Source organism: Streptomyces sp. B1866 (genome assembly GCF_031932565.1).
Taxonomy (GTDB): Bacteria; Actinomycetota; Actinomycetes; order Streptomycetales; family Streptomycetaceae; genus Streptomyces.
Window position 1 is genome coordinate 1 of the sequence record NZ_JAVSCF010000162.1, and the last position, 14,692, is coordinate 14,692.

Below are 14,692 nucleotides of genomic sequence, written 5' to 3' on the forward strand. Positions count from 1 at the left end.
CTGGCGCGGCCGGCGTCCGCCCCGGCACGCCGGCGACGCGGGCGCGGACGCCGGACCGGGGCGCCGGGCAGGTGCGCCGACCGGGACGCGGGATCCGGGCGCCGGACCCGGATCCCGGACCGGGGCTGACCCGGGGCTGGACCGGGGCACCGCCGGACGTGGGCGCCGGGGCCGGGCGCGATGCGCCGGGCGGCTCCCGGCCGCGGGCCGTCGCACACCTGTGCGGGCGGCGCCGGACCAGTGGTTTGATAACGTGCCGCGCGCAAGGGTTTTTCGGGGGAAAGGGGGCCCAACCATGGGTTCTGTCGTCTGCCACATCTCCGTCTCGCTGGACGGTTACGTCGCGGGTCCGTACCAGAGCTTCTACGAGCCGTTCGGCCGCGGCGGCACGCGGCTGACCCAGTGGATGTTCGAGACCGAGCAGGAGGGCCGCGAGTCCGACGCCGCGGTGCTGGCCGAGGTCACGCGGGGCGTCGGCGCGTACGTGATGGGCCGCAAGATGTTCGGCGGCGGCGACGGCGCGTGGGACCTGGCCTGGAAGGGCTGGTGGGGTGACGAACCGCCGTACCGCACCCGGGTCTTCGTGCTCACCCACCACGCGCGCGAGCCGCTGGTGATGGAGGGCGGCACCACCTTCACGTTCGTCACCGACGGGCTCAAGTCGGCGCTCGCGCAGGCCCGGGAGGCCGCGGGCGACCTGGACGTCGCGGTCGCGGGCGGCGGCAGCACCGTGCGCCAGTTCCTGGCCGCGGGCCTGCTCGACCAGCTGTACCTGCACATTGTCCCGATCACCCTGGGCGACGGCGAGCCGCTGTTCCAGGACCTGGGCAACCTGGCGCTCGAACCGGTCCAGGTCACCGCCTCGCCGACCGCCACGCATGTGAAATACCGCGTACCGTAACCGTGCCGCCCATGCTCCTGTGGATCAACGGCCCCTTCGGCGGCGGCAAGACGCAGACCGCCCACGAGCTGCGGCGGCGCCTGCCGGGCAGCGTCGTCTGCGACCCCGAGCACGCCGGCTTCGGCCTGCGCCGCATGCTGCCGCCGTCCCTGCGCGGCGACTTCCAGGACCTCGCGGCCTGGCGGCAGGGCGTGTACGAGGTGCTGGACCTGGTCCTGGGCCGGCACGGCGGCACGGTGATCGTGCCCATGACGGTGGTCGAGCCGCGCTACTTCCGCGAGACGGTGGGACGGCTGCGCGAACGCGGCCACGACGTACGGCACTTCGCGCTGCTGGCCGAGCGGGAGACGGTGCTGCGGCGGCTGCGCGAGCGGGAACTGGGGCGCGTGGCGCGCCTCGTGGCGGGCGGCGGCGCGCCCGCGCGGGGGGAGAGTTTCGCCGTGCGGCGGCTGGACGAGTGCCTGGAGCGGCTGCGGCGGCCGGACTTCGCCGCCCACGTGTGGACCGACCGGATCGGCGTCCCGCAGGTCGCCGACCACATCGCCGTCTCGGCCGGGCTGACCCTGACCCCGAACACGGACGGCCCGGTGCGCAGGCGCCTGCGGTGGGCGTGGACGGGGCTGCGGCACGTCCGGTTCGACTGACCGGCCCGCCCGCGCCGGGCGCGGTGCGCCGTCGAGGCCCGGCCCGGGGCACGGTTCGCCGCCCGCGCCCTGGCGGCTGACACCGCCGCGCGCGGGCGCTTCAGTCCACCGGCAGCCGCAGCTGGAGCCGGTAGCCCCCCTCCGGCGTCGGGCCGGTGGTGAGGGTGCCGCCGAGGAGTTCGGCGCGCTGGCGCAGGCCGATCAGGCCGTGCCGGGCGCTGGGCAGGGCGAGGGTGGGCCGGGTGGGGGCGGTGTTGGTGACCGTGGTGAGGACCGCGCCGCCGGCGTGCTGGACGCGTACGGCGGCGGTGGCGCCCGGGGCGTGCTTGCGGACGTTGGTCAGGGCCTCCTGGACCGTGCGGTAGACGGCGCGCTGGAGGGGCGGCGGCAGGTCGTCGGGCAGGTCCAGGTCCAGTTCGGTCTCGATGCCGCTGTAGTCGACGAGCTGGCGCAGCTCGGCGATGGTCGGCTGGGGGGTCAGGTCGGTGGGCAGGCTGCCGGAGGCGCGCAGCACGCTGACCATGTGCCGCAGCTCGTCGAGGGTCCGCACGCACAGGCGGCGGATGGTGGTGGCGGCCTCCTTGGTCTCCGGGTCGTGGGTGCCGACCTGGAGGGCGCCCGCGCGTACGGCGATGAGGCTGACCTGGTGGGAGACCACGTCGTGCATCTCGCGGGCGAGCTGGGCGCGCTCCTTGGCCAGCACGGTCTGGGCGATGAGCAGGCGCTCGTGCTCGCGCGCCTCGGTGATCTCCGCCAGCCGCAGGGACAGGTCGCGGCGGGCCTGGACGAGCTGGCCGAGGAAGGCGGGGGCGGCGGCCATGGCCAGGGAGTAGGCGAAGTCGATCAGGGCGGTGGTGTGGTCCATACGGTCGATGGCGGGCGGCGGCCAGGGCAGCATGTAGCAGGCGGTGAACGCGGCGGCCCCGGCGAGGATGAGGGGGCGGCTGCGGGTGGTGGCGGCCAGGGCGTACAGGGCGATGAGCGGGGCGAGGACCGCGTCGGTCACCAGCGCGGCCGACAGGGTCAGCGCCAGGGCGGCCACGGGCAGGTGGCGGCGCAGCAGCAGGGCGACGGCGGCCGGCAGGGCGCAGGCCAGGCCCACCCGGTTGTCGGGGGCGACGTTGGCCCAGGTGTCGGCGAGGGCGGCGCACACCAGGGCCGCGTCGATCAGCGGGGCGGGCACCCGGGGCGCGGTCACGGGGTGCCCGGTCCCAGCAGGCCCGCCCGTTCGGCGACGATCGCCGCCTGCACCCGGCTGCCCACCTCCAGCTTGGCGAGGATGGCGCTGACGTGGTCCTTGACCGTGCCGGTGCTCAGGTGCACGCGGGTGCCGATGTCGGCGTTGGACAGGCCGTCGGCCAGCAGCAGCAGGACGTCCCGCTCGCGGGCGGTCAGCCGGGCCACGCTGCGGGCGGCGGGGTCGCGTACGCCGCGGTCGAGGTAGCCGTCCACCACCGTGCGGGTGACCTTCGAGGACAGGACGACGCCGCCGCCCGCCAGGGTGCGCACCAGGTGGCCCATCTGCTCGGGGTCGGTGTCCTTCAGCAGGAATCCGGCCGCGCCCGAGCGCAGCGCGGCGGCGATGTACTCGTCGGTGTCGAAGGTGGTGAGCATGGCGACGACCGGGGGAGCGGGCAGGGCGCGGATCTCGGACAGGACGGTCAGCCCGTCCACGTCGGGCATACGGATGTCCAGCAGCACCACGTCGGGGCGCTCCTCGCGGACCGTCTGGACGGCCTCGCCGCCCGGGACGGCGCCGACGACCTCGATGCCGTCCGCCGCGCTGAGGATGTGCCGGAAGCCGGAGCGGATCAGCGCCTCGTCGTCCACCACCAGTACCCGTATCACCCTTGGCTCTCCGCTCCTGCCGCGTCGGCGTGTCCCGTTTTTGGTATCACGCGTGGGCTGGCGGTCAGTGCCCTGCCTGCGGATTCCCGCCGGTCGGCGGGGTGGCGGCCCGCCGGCCGGCGGGGGCCTTACGGAAGGCTGCCGGATGGTGTGCGGGCCCGGCCGGAGCGGACGCTGGGGGCATGACCCACAGCCCACCACCTGTATCGGTGGACGTCGGCGGCCCCGGCGGTCTGGAGACCTCCGGCGGCTCCGGCGGCGTACGGCCCGCGGCGGAGGCGGGCGCGGCGCCGTCCACCGGCCGTCTGGTCGGCCTCGACCTGGCGCGCGGCCTGGCCGTCTTCGGCATGTACGCGGCCCACGTCGGGCCGGATCCGGACGACGGCGGGTTCACCGGCTTCCTCATGGAGCTGGCCCACGGGCGCTCCTCCGCCCTGTTCGCCGTGCTCGCGGGCGTGACCATGGTCCTCATCGCCGGCCGCGGCACCCCGAAGACCGGCCGCGCGGGCCGCCAGGCCGCCGTGCGCGTCGTGATCCGCTCGGTGGTGCTGCTCGCCCTCGGCACCGTGCTGGCCATGCAGAAGACGCCGGTCGAGGTGATCCTCGCCTACTACGGCCTGTACTTCCTGCTCGCCCTCCCCTTCGTCCGGCTGCGCGCCCGTACGCTGGCGCTGCTCGCGGCCGGGTGGGCGGTGCTCGGCCCGCAGCTGCTGTTCCTCGTCCAGCGGGCNCTTCACCGGCGAGGACTGGTCGTACGCCGGCTGGGCCCGCGCCTTCTCCGGTCACGACCCGCTGGCCCGGCTCAGCGGCGAGGGCCTGCTGGAGCTGACGGTCACCGGCAGCTACCCGGCGCTGGCCTGGATGCCGTTCGTGTTCGCGGGCATGGCGCTGGGCCGCCTGGACCTCACGTCGGCGGCCGTACGGGCCCGCCTGGCGGTGCTGGGCCCGGCGCTCGCGGTGCTCGGCTACGGCGGCTCGTGGCTGGCCATGCGGGCGTTCCCGCGCGTGGCGCGGGTGGCCGGCTCGTCGGCCGCGTGGTGGTCCGACACCGGTCCCGAGGAGTACACCGACAGCCCGGCCGGGCTGCTGGTGGCCCGGCCGCACAGCGAGACGACCCTGTCGGTGCTCGCCAACACCGGCGTGGCGATCACCGTGATCGTCGCCGCGGTCGCCCTCACCCAGCGGCACGCGCTGGCCCGGCTGCTGGCCGCGCCGGTCGTCGCGGTCGGCTCGATGTCGCTGACGGCGTACGTCTACCACGTCGTCGTGATCTGGTACCTGGGCCCCGACGAGCTGCCCGTCTGGCCGTCGTACGTGCTCTTCGGCCTCATCGTCTCGGTGGCCGTCCCGGCCCTGGCCTGGCGGCAGATCTTCCGCCGCGGGCCGCTGGAGTCCCTGCTCCACCGGGTGACCGGCCTGGCACGGTACGTGCGCTGACACGCGCGTGCGGCGGGCGGGGCGGCCGTGTGCCGTTCCGCCCGCTGACGTAGCGTGGCGCACGCCGGACGCCGACGCGGCTGGGGCAGGGAGGTACGTACGCATGGCTGAGCAGCGGTACGGGGAGTGGGTCGCGGTGCGGCCCGACGGGCACGTCGCCGAGCTGGTGCTCGACCGGCCCGGGGCGATGAACGCCGTGTCCTCGGCGATGGCCCGCTGCCTCACGGCGGCCTGCGCGGCGCTGGCCGAGGACCGGACGGTACGGGCCGTGGTGCTCACCTCCACCCACGAGCGGGCCTTCTGCGTCGGCGCCGACCTCAAGGAGCGCAATGCGCTGTCCGACGCGGACCTGGCCCGCCAGCGGCCGCTCACGCGCGGGGCGTACACGGCCGTGCTGGAGCTGCCCGTGCCCACGGTCGCCGCCGTGCACGGGTTCGCCCTCGGCGGCGGCTACGAGCTGGCCCTGTCCTGCGACGTGATCGTCGCCGACCGTACGGCCGTGGTCGGGCTGCCCGAGGTGTCGGTCGGCGTGATCCCGGGCGGCGGCGGCACCCAGCTGCTGCCGCGCCGGGTGGGGGCCGCGCGGGCCGCCGAGCTGGTGTTCACCGCGCGCCGGGTGGCCGCCGAGGAGGCCGCCGCGCTCGGCCTGGTCGACCAGCTGGTCGCGGAGGGCGAGGACCGCGCCGAGGCGCTGGCCCTGGCCCACCGGATCGCGGCCAACTCGCCCGTCGGGCTGCGCGCCGCCAAGCGCGCGCTGCGCCTCGGGCACGGCCTGGACCTGCGCACCGGCCTGGAGGTGGAGGACGGGGCCTGGCGGACGGCGGCCTTCTCGGCGGACCGGGCGGAGGGCGTGGCCGCGTTCAACGAGAAGCGGAAGCCGGACTGGCCCGGGCTGTGAGCCCGCGCGTGTACGCCGGTGCCCCGCGCGGGGACGAACCGTCAACGAAACTGTGGAGCCGGTGCCAACGACTTCCCGCGCGGGGTGAAGCATGCTGATGCGCGACATCGGCGCGGCGCGTTCCGGCTGGTGAACCGCCGGCCGCGCCGCGCACCCCCCACAGCGGAAGGACCTTACATGGTCGTCAGGAAACTCGTCGTCGGCATGGTCGCCCCGCTCGCCGCCGCCGCCGGACTCGTCGCCGGGTCGGTGACCCTGGCCGCTCCCGCACAGGCCGACACCGGGGACTGCACGTCCTACCTCAGCTCCCGTGGCTACAAGGTGGACGACTACATGCGCAAGGTCTGCCAGGGCACGTGGGAGGGGGCGTACTCCGAGGAGGTCTGCATCGAGTGGCTTCTGGACGCCAAGGTCCGGATCAAGGAGTCCGACGCGGACGCCGCCTGCTGGCTCGCGGCCCACTGACCTCCGCCCTCCAGTGGGCGCGCCCGGCCCGGACCCCCGCCCGGGCCGGGCGCGCGAAGCGAGGCCGGACACCGGGACCGGGGTGTCCGGCCTCGCGCCCTCAGACCGAGACGGCGCGTCGTGACACCGTATTTCCCTGAATAAACCCATTTGTCGTAATCCGTGATCCCAGGTCGGTGCGCGCCGGGCGGCTTCCCGGTCGTTCCCGCGCGGGAAGTCGACACCGGACAAGGCGGAAAACGCCGAACATTCTTACGCTGGTCAGTGCGAGCGTGCACGTTAACAGCGGAATGTGAGGCGCGGTGACGAGCGAGGGCGACGCGCGGCTGTCGGCCGTGGTGGGGCTTGCGCAGTCCATGGCGGCGGCGCAGACCCTGCGTGACGCGGTGCGGACCGCCGCGCGCCGGGCGTGCCGTGCCCTCGACGGGGGCTTCACGTCCGTCGCCGTGTGGGAGCGCGACCCGGCGCGGCTGCGGGTGCTGACGAACGTCGGGGAGCTGGCCGAGGGCGAGTGGGAGTTCCCGGAGGACCAGTCCTACCCGGTCGGCGGTCGCGCGGACGTCGCCGCCTTCCTCCGCGAGCGCTGGGAGCCCGGCGCCGAGCCGCCCGCCTGGGTGGAGCCGGGCGGCGCCGCGGGCGCGTACCGCCGCCGGGAGCTGGCGCCGCCGCGCGCCGGGCGCGCGAGCTGCGTGGTCGCGCCGGTCGTGCTGGACGGACGCGCGTGGGGCGAGCTGTACGTGGCGCGCGGGCCCGGCCGTCCGGCGTACGGGCCGGCGGACGCCGACTTCGCCGCCGTACTGGCCGCGGTGACGGCGGCCGGGATAGCGCAGACCGAGCGGCTGGAGGAGGTCCGCCGGCTGGCCTTCACCGACCCGCTGACCGGTCTCGGCAACCGCCGCGCGGTCGACTCGCGGCTGGCGGAGGCGCTGGAGCTGCACCGCAGGGAGGGAGCGGTGGTCAGCCTGGTGGTGTGCGACCTGAACGGCCTGAAAGGGGTGAACGACTCGCTGGGGCACGCGGTCGGCGACCGCCTGCTGGAACGGTTCGGCACGGTGCTCGCGGCGTGCGGCGCCAAGCTGTCGGACGCGCTGGCGGCCCGGCTCGGCGGCGACGAGTTCTGCCTGCTGGGGGTCGGGCCCTCGGCGGACGAGGTGGTGCGGGTCGCCGACGAGCTGTGCCGCCGGGCCGCCGAGCTGGACATCGGCGAGGGCGTGGCCTGCGGCGTCGCCTCCACGGGCGACCCGATAGGGCCCATACGCTCCGGGCGGCGCCTGTTCCGCCTCGCCGACGCCGCCCAGTACCGGGCCAAGGCCGCCCGCGCGGCGGGCCCGGTCGTCGCCGGCCGCGAGGGCGGCCCGCGCGACCCGGTCCGCCTGGCCGACACGCCCCCGCCCCCGACCACGGAGCGGCGGCGCTTCCGGGGCCGCCTGCCGTAGCCGCCTCCGGCGCGGGCCGGGACACGAGGCGCGCGGGCCCGACCGTCCGCCGGGCGCTACCCCCCGGGGCCCGGCCCCGGCGCTCGCTGTCCTGGCGCGCCGCCGAGGGGCTTTGCCCAAGCGGGCCGTACCCACGGTCCCGGCGGCCCGTGCCCCGTCGCCTGCTGCCCGTCCCGCGCGCGGAGCGGTCCGGTTCGCGGCAGCGGTACGGGCCGGCCGTCGGCGTGGGCGGTCTGCCGCGAGCGTCCGCGCGTGCGGACGCCGCCGCCCGGGCCGCCCGACCGCCCGCCCCGGCCCGGCGCCCGCCCGCCCCGGCCGCGCGCCCGGCGAACCACCGCGTGACAGGCGGTGATTCAGTACCTACAGTGCCTGAATATGAATATGCACCCCGTGGTGGTGGGCACCTCCGGCACCACCCCCGAGGACGTCCTCGCCGTAGCCCGGCACGGCGCGCCCGTCGAGCTGTCCGGCCAGGCCCTCGCCGCCGTCGCCGCGGCCCGCCGGGTCGTGGACGACCTGGCGGCCAAGCCCGGACCCGTCTACGGCGTCTCCACCGGCTTCGGCGCGCTCGCCGTCCGTCACATCCCGCACGGCCTGCGCGTCCGGCTCCAGCGCAACATCGTCCGCTCGCACGCGGCCGGCATGGGGCCGAGCGTCGAGCGGGAGGTGGTGCGCGCGCTGATGTTCCTGCGGCTGAAGACGCTCGCCTCGGGGCGTACGGGCGTGCGGCCCGCCGTACCGCTGGCCATCGCCGCGCTGCTGAACGCCGGGATCACCCCAGTGGTGCACGAGTACGGCTCCCTGGGCTGCTCCGGGGATCTCGCGCCGCTGTCGCACTGCGCGCTCGCGATGCTGGGGGAGGGCGAGGCCGAGGGGCCCGACGGGGTGCCGCGGCCGGCCGGCGAGTTGCTGGCCGAGCACGGGATCGAGCCCGTCGAGCTGCGCGAGAAGGAAGGGCTCGCCCTGCTCAACGGCACCGACGGCATGCTCGGCATGCTGATCCTGGCCTGCGCCGACCTCGGCGGCCTGTTCACCGCCGCCGACGTGACCGCCGCCCTCTCCATGGAGGCGCTGCTGGGCACCGACCGGGTGCTCGCGCCCGAGCTGCACGCCATCCGGCCGCACCCCGGCCAGGCCGCCAGCGCCGCCAACATGCTGCGGGTCCTGGCCGGCTCGGGGCTGACCGGGCACCACGTGCAGGACGCGCCGCGCGTGCAGGACGCCTACTCGGTGCGCTGCGCCCCGCAGGTGGCCGGCGCCGGCCGGGACACCCTCGCGCACGCGCGGGAGGTCGCCGGCCGGGAGCTGGCCGCCGCCGTGGACAACCCGGTCGTGCTGCCGGACGGCCGCATGGAGTCCAACGGCAACTTCCACGGCGCGCCCGTCGGCTACGTCCTGGACTTCCTCGCCATCGCCGCCGCCGACCTCGCCTCCATCGCCGAGCGCCGCACCGACCGGCTGCTGGACAAGAACCGCTCGCACGGTCTGCCGCCCTTCCTGGCCGCCGACGCCGGAGTCGACTCCGGCCTGATGATCGCCCAGTACACGCAGGCCGCCCTGGTCAGCGAGCTGAAGCGGCTGGCGGTGCCCGCGTCGGTGGACTCGGTCCCGTCCTCGGCCATGCAGGAGGACCACGTGTCGATGGGCTGGTCGGCGGCCCGCAAGCTGCGGGTGTCCGTCGCGGGCCTGACGCGCGTGCTGGCGGTCGAGCTGGTGGCCGCCGCCCGCGCCCTTGAGCTGCGGCGGGGTCTGAGCCCCGCGCCCGCGAGCCGCGCGGTGCTGGCCGCGCTGCGCGCGGCGGGGGTCGCGGGGCCGGGCCCGGACCGGTTCCTGGCGCCGGACCTGGCGGCGGCCGAGGAGTTCGTACGGTCCGGAAGCCTGGTCGGCGCGGCGCAGGAGGTGACGGGGCCGCTGGCGTGAGACGGCCCCGCGCCCGGGCGTCCACGAGGCGTACGGCGGCGTACGTCAAACCGCCTCGAAGGAGCCCCGAAAACCCCGTGAAACCTGGCGTCGGCGGGCTCAGTACGCCTCGGGGCGCGACCGGCGCACCGAGACTGTGACCATTGCCACACCCAGCCCCAGGAAGGCCGTGCCGCCGATCAGGTACGGGGTGACGTCCACGCCGCCGGAATCGGCCAGCCGCGGGTCACGCGCGGGCGCGTAGGGCGCGTGGGTCAGCGCCCCCGTCCCGGCGCCCGCCTCGGCCGGGACCGCGACCCCGGGGACGGTGATGGCGGGTCCGCGCGCCATGGACGTACCCTCGACAGCACCGGTCGCGGCGTGCGCGGACGGTACGGACCACAGGGCGCACAGCAGCGTCCCCGTGGCCGCCGCGGTGAGCAGCGGCCGGCGCGCGGTCCGTGCGGCCCGGCCGGTACGTGCGGTCAACGTCGGCATCCCCCTTGCGACTGCGGTGGGTTGACGGCCGTGGGCGGCCGACCCGTACCGGTCGATGGTAGTGAATCGTAAGGACAACCACGCGGCATGGGAAACGCGATTCGGGGGACTGGAAGCACACCGAGGTGGCCGCGGGACGGCGCCCGGCGGGCTGACCGGTGACTTTGCCAAGTGGTCTCGCCCACAGTTTTACTGGCCGTGGAACCGGCGGGGACCGGATGGCGTTCTAACCGGTTGGACCCCCGAAGTCTGGGGCCCGGGAGCATTACGGAGAGGCGAGTGATGACGGACGGCAAGCGCCGTAGGAGTCTGGCGGCCGCGGCCGCCGTACTGAGCGGTGTTCTGGCCCTTGCCGCGTGCGGCGGAGGCGGGGGAGGTGGCGGCGACGACGCCAAGGACGGAAAGAACGGGTCCGGCCACGGCAAGTCGCAGCAGCAGGTCGACGAGGCGGCGGCGAAGGACGCGTCGGACGCCCGAATAGCGATCAGCCCGAAGAGCGGCGCCACCAACGCGGGCATCAACAGCGACACGAAGGTCACCGTCACCGGCGGCAAGCTCACGTCCGTGACGATGACGGCCGTCGGCACCGGCACCGCCGTCCCCGGCACGCTGTCGGCCGACGGCAGCTCCTGGACGCCCAACGGCCAGCTCGCCCGCTCCACCCAGTACAAGGTCACCGCGACGGCGCAGGACGACAAGGGCCGCAAGGCGATCGAGAACTCGTCCTTCACCACGGTCTCGCCGGCGCACAGCTTCATCGGCAACTACACGCCGGAGGCGGGCGCGACCGTCGGCGTCGGCATGCCGGTGTCGATCAACTTCGACAAGGCGATCACGGACAAGCGGGCCGTCGAGTCGCACATCGCCGTGTCCTCCAGCAGCGGCCAGCAGGTGGTGGGCCACTGGTTCGGCGCCAACCGGCTCGACTTCCGGCCGCAGGAGTACTGGCAGGCCGGTTCGACGGTGACCGTCAAGCTGGCCCTGGACGGTGTCGAGGGCGCGGCGGGCGTGAAGGGCGTGCAGTCCAAGACGTACTCCTTCCGCATCGGCCGCTCGCAGGTCAGCACGGTCGACGCCAAGGCGAAGACGATGAAGGTCGTCCGGGACGGCCAGACCGTCAAGACGCTCAAGATCTCCGCCGGCAGCCCGGCGAACCCCACCTACAACGGCCAGATGGTGATCTCCGAGAAGTTCAAGGAGACCCGGATGGACGGCGCCACGGTCGGCTTCACCAAGAAGGACGGCAAGGGCGAGTACGACATCAAGGACGTGCCGCACGCCATGCGGCTGTCCACGTCGGGCACCTTCATCCACGGCAACTACTGGGGCGGCGACTACATCTTCGGCAGCGTCAACACCAGCCACGGCTGCGTGGGCCTCAACGACACCAAGGGCGGCAACGACCCGGGCCAGGACGCCTCGTGGTTCTACAGCAAGTCCCTGATCGGTGACGTGGTCATCGTCAAGAACTCGCCGGACAAGCAGATCCAGCCGGACAACGGCCTCAACGGCTGGAACCTGAGCTGGAGCCAGTGGCTGGCGGGCAGCGCGGTCAGCGGTTCCGCCTGACCCCCGTAAGGCCCGCGGGGACCCCGTAAGGCCCCGCGGTCACCCGCCTCCTCCCCGCACCGGCCACGGCGCCGGGCGGCCGCCGGTCGCATGACGCGACCGGCCCGCCGCCCGGCGCCGCGCCGTTTCGACAGGGCCGTGCCGCGCCGTTTCGACAGGGCCGTGGGGCGGCCTGACCTCCGTGACGGCCACCCACGAGACGGAGCCGTCGCCTGCCGCGCCCCGCGCCTGGCCGCGATCCGCGCGGGCCGGGTCCGGATGTCACCGGGCGCGCCTCGGCCCCGGGCCTCACCCGCCCGGCGAGACCCGCTTGGCTATCCAGACGCCGCCCCCCTCGGCGAGGAACTCGTACCGCGCCGACGGGTGCAGCACCCGCGCGTAGGACACCAGCCGGTCCTGCGAGTAGTCCGCGGACTCGCTCAGGGCGATGTAGTCCGGCACCACGTCCTTGGCGCCGGTCACCCAGAAGACGCGGCAGCGGTTGGTCAGCCGGCTGATCGGCGGGACGTTGGCCTCCACCGACGCCCCGTCGGGTATCCGGTTCAGGGCCCGCTCGGCGGCCGTGACCTGCGCGGGCTTGCGGTAGAAGTCCGGGTCGGTGAGCTGCTCCAGGGGCAGGGCCGTGGTCAGCGCGAGCCCGGCGGCGGCCACGCCCATCGGCGCCTGGCGCGCGTACCGGCGCAGCCGGTCGAAGCGGCTCTCGCGCAGCCGGGCGCAGGCGTCGACCAGGGCCAGGAAGACGACGGGCATGAGTACGGCGCTGTAGTGCCAGGCCGTGCCCCAGTAGTGCTCCTCGTGGGAGACGAACCGCCAGCCGAGCGTGGGCGCGGCCACCAGCAGCAGCGGCGAGCGCAGCGCGAGCAGGCCGGTGGTGGGCAGCAGTATCCACAGCGTGGTGCGCAGCGCGGTCTCGACGGGGACGGTGGCGGTCGCCTCGCCGCTGCCGTCGACCTTGTTCCAGTAGTCGTAGGCGCCGGTGGCGTTGAAGTGCGGGATGGCGAAGCGGAGCGTGAACACCAGCGCCAGCACGCCGAAGACCACCAGGCCCAGCGCCCGCGGCACCACGCGCGCGTCGCCGCTCCGCCAGGTGCGCAGGGTGATCACCGCGCCGACGGCGGCCACCGTCGCGCCCATGTCCTCCTTGACGAAGACCAGCGGGACCGCCCACAGCATCGCCGCGGTCCAGCGCTCCCGGATGATCGCCTCCAGCGCGAAGGCCAGCAGCGGCACGGCGAAGCAGATCTCGTGGAAGTCGAACTCCACGGCCCGTTGCAGGCCCCACGACAGCCCGTACCCGATCCCGACCGCGAGCCCGCGCCACCGGCCGAGCAGCAGCGCCGCCACGCGCGTGACGGGCACCACGGACAGGGCGAACAGGCCGGCCTGCACGACCAGCAGCGTCACGGCGCCGGGGTAGAGCCGGTAGAAGGGGGCGACCAGCGCGGTGATGGGCGAGAAGTGGTCGCCCAGGATGTTCGTGCCGGGCCCCTTGAGGTCGGCGACGGGCTCGCGCAGGTGCGCGTAGGACCGTATCGCCTGCTCGAAGATGCCCAGGTCCCACGACATGGCGAACATGCGCCGGTACAGGCACACCGACAGCGCCGAGAAGGCGGCGAAGAAGCCGGCGGCCAGCCAGTACGGGTCCAGGCCCGGCCTGCCGAGGGCGGCGGCCCCCGCGCGCAGCCGGGCCCGCCAGACGGCCACGGCGGGCCCGGCGGATCGGGCGGGAGGATGCGCGGGTATGCCGGGCGGTGCCGTGGCAGCCGTGTCCAACCGGGGCCTCCGGGTCCTATCGTGGGGGCCGATCCAGTGAAGATCCTTTGGATCTGTTGGATCGCATGTTCGGCGATCGTGTGTGCGATCTACCGAAAAGATACGCGAAGGGGACGGGTATGGGGCGGGAACGGGCACACGCGCGGCCGTGGCCGGCCACCGCGACCGCGGTGGCGCTGGCCGCGCTGCTGGCGGTCGCCGGATGCTCCGGCGGCGGCTCGGACACCGCCGGGGGCGGCGGCGGGGGCGGCGGCGGGGGTGTCCCGGCGGGCTCGGCCCTGGACGCCGTCGCGGCCCTGCCCGTCAAGGGACGCGCGCCGAAGACCGGCTACGAGCGGGAACGATTCGGCAGGGCCTGGGCCGACACCGACCGCAACGGCTGCGACACCCGCGACGACGTGCTCGCCCGCGACCTCGCCGCGGTCTCCCGCGCCTCGGACGGCTGCCGCGTGCTGCGCGGCACGCTCGCCCCGGACCCGTACACCGGCACGCGCGTGCGGTACGTGCGCGGCCGCAGCCAGGTCGACATCGACCACCTGGTCGCGCTGTCCGACGCGTGGCAGAAGGGCGCGCGGCAGTGGCCCGCGAGCAAGCGGCTGGCCTTCGCCAACGACCCGCTCAACCTGGTGGCCGCCGACGCCTCCGCCAACCGCCGCAAGGGCGACGCCGACGCCGCCACGTGGCTCCCGCCGAACCGGGCGTACCGCTGCGACTACGTGGCCGGGCAGGTGGCGGTGAAGCGGAAGTACGGGCTGTGGGTCACCCGGGCCGAGCGGGACGCGATGGTGCGCGTGCTGCGCACCTGCCCGGACGAGCGGCTGCCGACCGGGGGCAACCCGACGGAGGGCGGCCCGACGGCGACACCCGGCCGCCACCGGTACGGCGGACAGACGAGCGGCGGCACAACCGGCGGGACCGGCGGATACGGGGACTACGGAGACGGGGGCACGGTCGGCAAGTACGGCACGGGCGGCGGCTCGGGCGGCCACCGCACCCGGCACCGGAGCCGCTGACGACGGGGCCGGGCGCGGGCGGAAGGGCCGCGGTCACCGGCGCCGCGGCCGGTGAGCCGGTCGGCGGTGCGCGGTCCGCCGGGCGGGCGCCCGCACCCGCGACACCGGGGCAATCGTTGTCGAACCAGTGGCCACCGCCGCCTGAAGTCCTTACCATCGATCATCGCCAGGTCGATGCACCGCCGCACGATCTACGCCGGGAGGCTCCATGCCGCGTCCCTCCGCCGAACCCGCCACCGCACCCGCCGACGACCCCGCCGCCCCGGCCCCGGGCCGCGCCGCGGGCGGCCGCTCGCGCCGCGCCCGGCTGG

Annotated in this window: 12 protein-coding genes and 2 pseudogenes; 10 read left to right on the plus strand and 4 right to left on the minus strand. The window is 75.2% G+C overall.

Annotated features, from left to right (window positions below; translation table 11 throughout):
- Nucleotides 1–295 precede the first annotated feature (295 nt).
- The gene (locus RKE29_RS20070; RefSeq protein ID WP_312006852.1) at nucleotides 296–901 is read left to right on the plus strand and encodes a dihydrofolate reductase family protein; all 606 of its coding nucleotides are present in this window, start codon (nucleotides 296–298) and stop codon (nucleotides 899–901) included.
- An 11-nt stretch (nucleotides 902–912) separates the two neighbouring features.
- Entirely contained in the window at nucleotides 913–1,545 is a 633-nt protein-coding gene (locus tag RKE29_RS20075; RefSeq protein ID WP_312006865.1) for an AAA family ATPase, read from the plus strand.
- Between the two features lie 100 nt (nucleotides 1,546–1,645).
- Here RKE29_RS20075 and RKE29_RS20080 read toward each other — a convergent pair whose 3' ends face one another.
- Both RKE29_RS20080 and RKE29_RS20085 read right to left on the minus strand, forming a co-directional pair.
- Nucleotides 1,646–2,743 carry a histidine kinase gene (locus RKE29_RS20080; RefSeq protein WP_312006853.1) on the minus strand — a complete coding sequence of 366 codons (1,098 nt, stop codon included), beginning with the start codon at nucleotides 2,741–2,743 and terminating at the stop codon, nucleotides 1,646–1,648.
- Entirely contained in the window at nucleotides 2,740–3,393 is a 654-nt protein-coding gene (locus tag RKE29_RS20085; RefSeq protein ID WP_312006854.1) for a response regulator transcription factor, read from the minus strand. The genes RKE29_RS20080 and RKE29_RS20085 overlap by 4 nt, the downstream gene beginning before the upstream one ends.
- 347 nt (nucleotides 3,394–3,740) lie before the next feature.
- On the opposite strand from RKE29_RS20085, the pseudogene RKE29_RS20090 reads away from it, so the two are divergent.
- From RKE29_RS20090 to hutH, 6 genes and pseudogenes are all read left to right on the plus strand, one after another.
- Nucleotides 3,741–4,028 (plus strand): annotated as a pseudogene (locus tag RKE29_RS20090) (hypothetical protein); the annotation flags it as partial.
- Between the two features lie 226 nt (nucleotides 4,029–4,254).
- Nucleotides 4,255–4,830: a DUF418 domain-containing protein gene (locus tag RKE29_RS20095; RefSeq protein ID WP_312006855.1), complete on the plus strand. Its 576-nt coding sequence runs from the start codon at nucleotides 4,255–4,257 to the stop codon at nucleotides 4,828–4,830.
- A 103-nt stretch (nucleotides 4,831–4,933) separates the two neighbouring features.
- Nucleotides 4,934–5,728, plus strand: a complete 795-nt coding sequence (locus tag RKE29_RS20100; protein ID WP_312006856.1) for an enoyl-CoA hydratase-related protein — start codon at nucleotides 4,934–4,936, stop codon at nucleotides 5,726–5,728.
- 177 nt (nucleotides 5,729–5,905) lie between these two features.
- Nucleotides 5,906–6,193: a hypothetical protein gene (locus RKE29_RS20105; protein WP_312006858.1), complete on the plus strand. Its 288-nt coding sequence runs from the start codon at nucleotides 5,906–5,908 to the stop codon at nucleotides 6,191–6,193.
- Between the two features lie 356 nt (nucleotides 6,194–6,549).
- Complete coding sequence (locus RKE29_RS20110) at nucleotides 6,550–7,629, plus strand: GGDEF domain-containing protein (RefSeq protein ID WP_312006866.1); 1,080 nt, start codon at nucleotides 6,550–6,552, stop codon at nucleotides 7,627–7,629.
- 381 nt (nucleotides 7,630–8,010) lie between these two features.
- Nucleotides 8,011–9,549, plus strand: a complete 1,539-nt coding sequence (gene hutH, locus RKE29_RS20115; RefSeq protein ID WP_312006867.1) for a histidine ammonia-lyase — start codon at nucleotides 8,011–8,013, stop codon at nucleotides 9,547–9,549.
- Nucleotides 9,550–9,648: 99 nt separating this feature from the next.
- On the opposite strand, the gene RKE29_RS20120 is transcribed toward hutH, so the two are convergent.
- Nucleotides 9,649–10,017 (minus strand): hypothetical protein, encoded by a 369-nt coding sequence (locus RKE29_RS20120; protein WP_312006860.1) that lies wholly within the window; start codon nucleotides 10,015–10,017, stop codon nucleotides 9,649–9,651.
- A gap of 291 nt (nucleotides 10,018–10,308) precedes the next feature.
- On the opposite strand from RKE29_RS20120, the gene RKE29_RS20125 reads away from it, so the two are divergent.
- Nucleotides 10,309–11,595 (plus strand): Ig-like domain-containing protein, encoded by a 1,287-nt coding sequence (locus tag RKE29_RS20125; RefSeq protein WP_312006862.1) that lies wholly within the window; start codon nucleotides 10,309–10,311, stop codon nucleotides 11,593–11,595.
- 288 nt (nucleotides 11,596–11,883) lie between these two features.
- Here RKE29_RS20125 and RKE29_RS20130 read toward each other — a convergent pair whose 3' ends face one another.
- The gene (locus RKE29_RS20130) at nucleotides 11,884–13,299 is read right to left on the minus strand and encodes a DUF2079 domain-containing protein (protein ID WP_312006863.1); all 1,416 of its coding nucleotides are present in this window, start codon (nucleotides 13,297–13,299) and stop codon (nucleotides 11,884–11,886) included.
- A gap of 188 nt (nucleotides 13,300–13,487) precedes the next feature.
- Between RKE29_RS20130 and RKE29_RS20135 the strand changes: the two are divergent.
- Nucleotides 13,488–14,213, plus strand: a pseudogene (locus tag RKE29_RS20135) (HNH endonuclease family protein); the annotation flags it as partial.
- Between the last annotated feature and the right edge of the window lie 479 nt (nucleotides 14,214–14,692).

Excerpts from the sequence above, each read along its gene's own strand:
- hutH (WP_312006867.1), top strand. The coding sequence starts at position 8,011 with ATGCACCCCGTGGTGGTGGGCACCTCCGGCACCACCCCCGAGGACGTC.
- RKE29_RS20100 (WP_312006856.1), top strand. The coding sequence starts at position 4,934 with ATGGCTGAGCAGCGGTACGGGGAGTGGGTCGCGGTGCGGCCCGACGGG.
- RKE29_RS20125 (WP_312006862.1), top strand. The coding sequence starts at position 10,309 with ATGACGGACGGCAAGCGCCGTAGGAGTCTGGCGGCCGCGGCCGCCGTA.
- RKE29_RS20070 (WP_312006852.1), top strand. The coding sequence starts at position 296 with ATGGGTTCTGTCGTCTGCCACATCTCCGTCTCGCTGGACGGTTACGTC.
- RKE29_RS20075 (WP_312006865.1), top strand. The coding sequence starts at position 913 with ATGCTCCTGTGGATCAACGGCCCCTTCGGCGGCGGCAAGACGCAGACC.
- RKE29_RS20105 (WP_312006858.1), top strand. The coding sequence starts at position 5,906 with ATGGTCGTCAGGAAACTCGTCGTCGGCATGGTCGCCCCGCTCGCCGCC.
- RKE29_RS20095 (WP_312006855.1), top strand. The coding sequence starts at position 4,255 with ATGCCGTTCGTGTTCGCGGGCATGGCGCTGGGCCGCCTGGACCTCACG.
- RKE29_RS20110 (WP_312006866.1), top strand. The coding sequence starts at position 6,550 with ATGGCGGCGGCGCAGACCCTGCGTGACGCGGTGCGGACCGCCGCGCGC.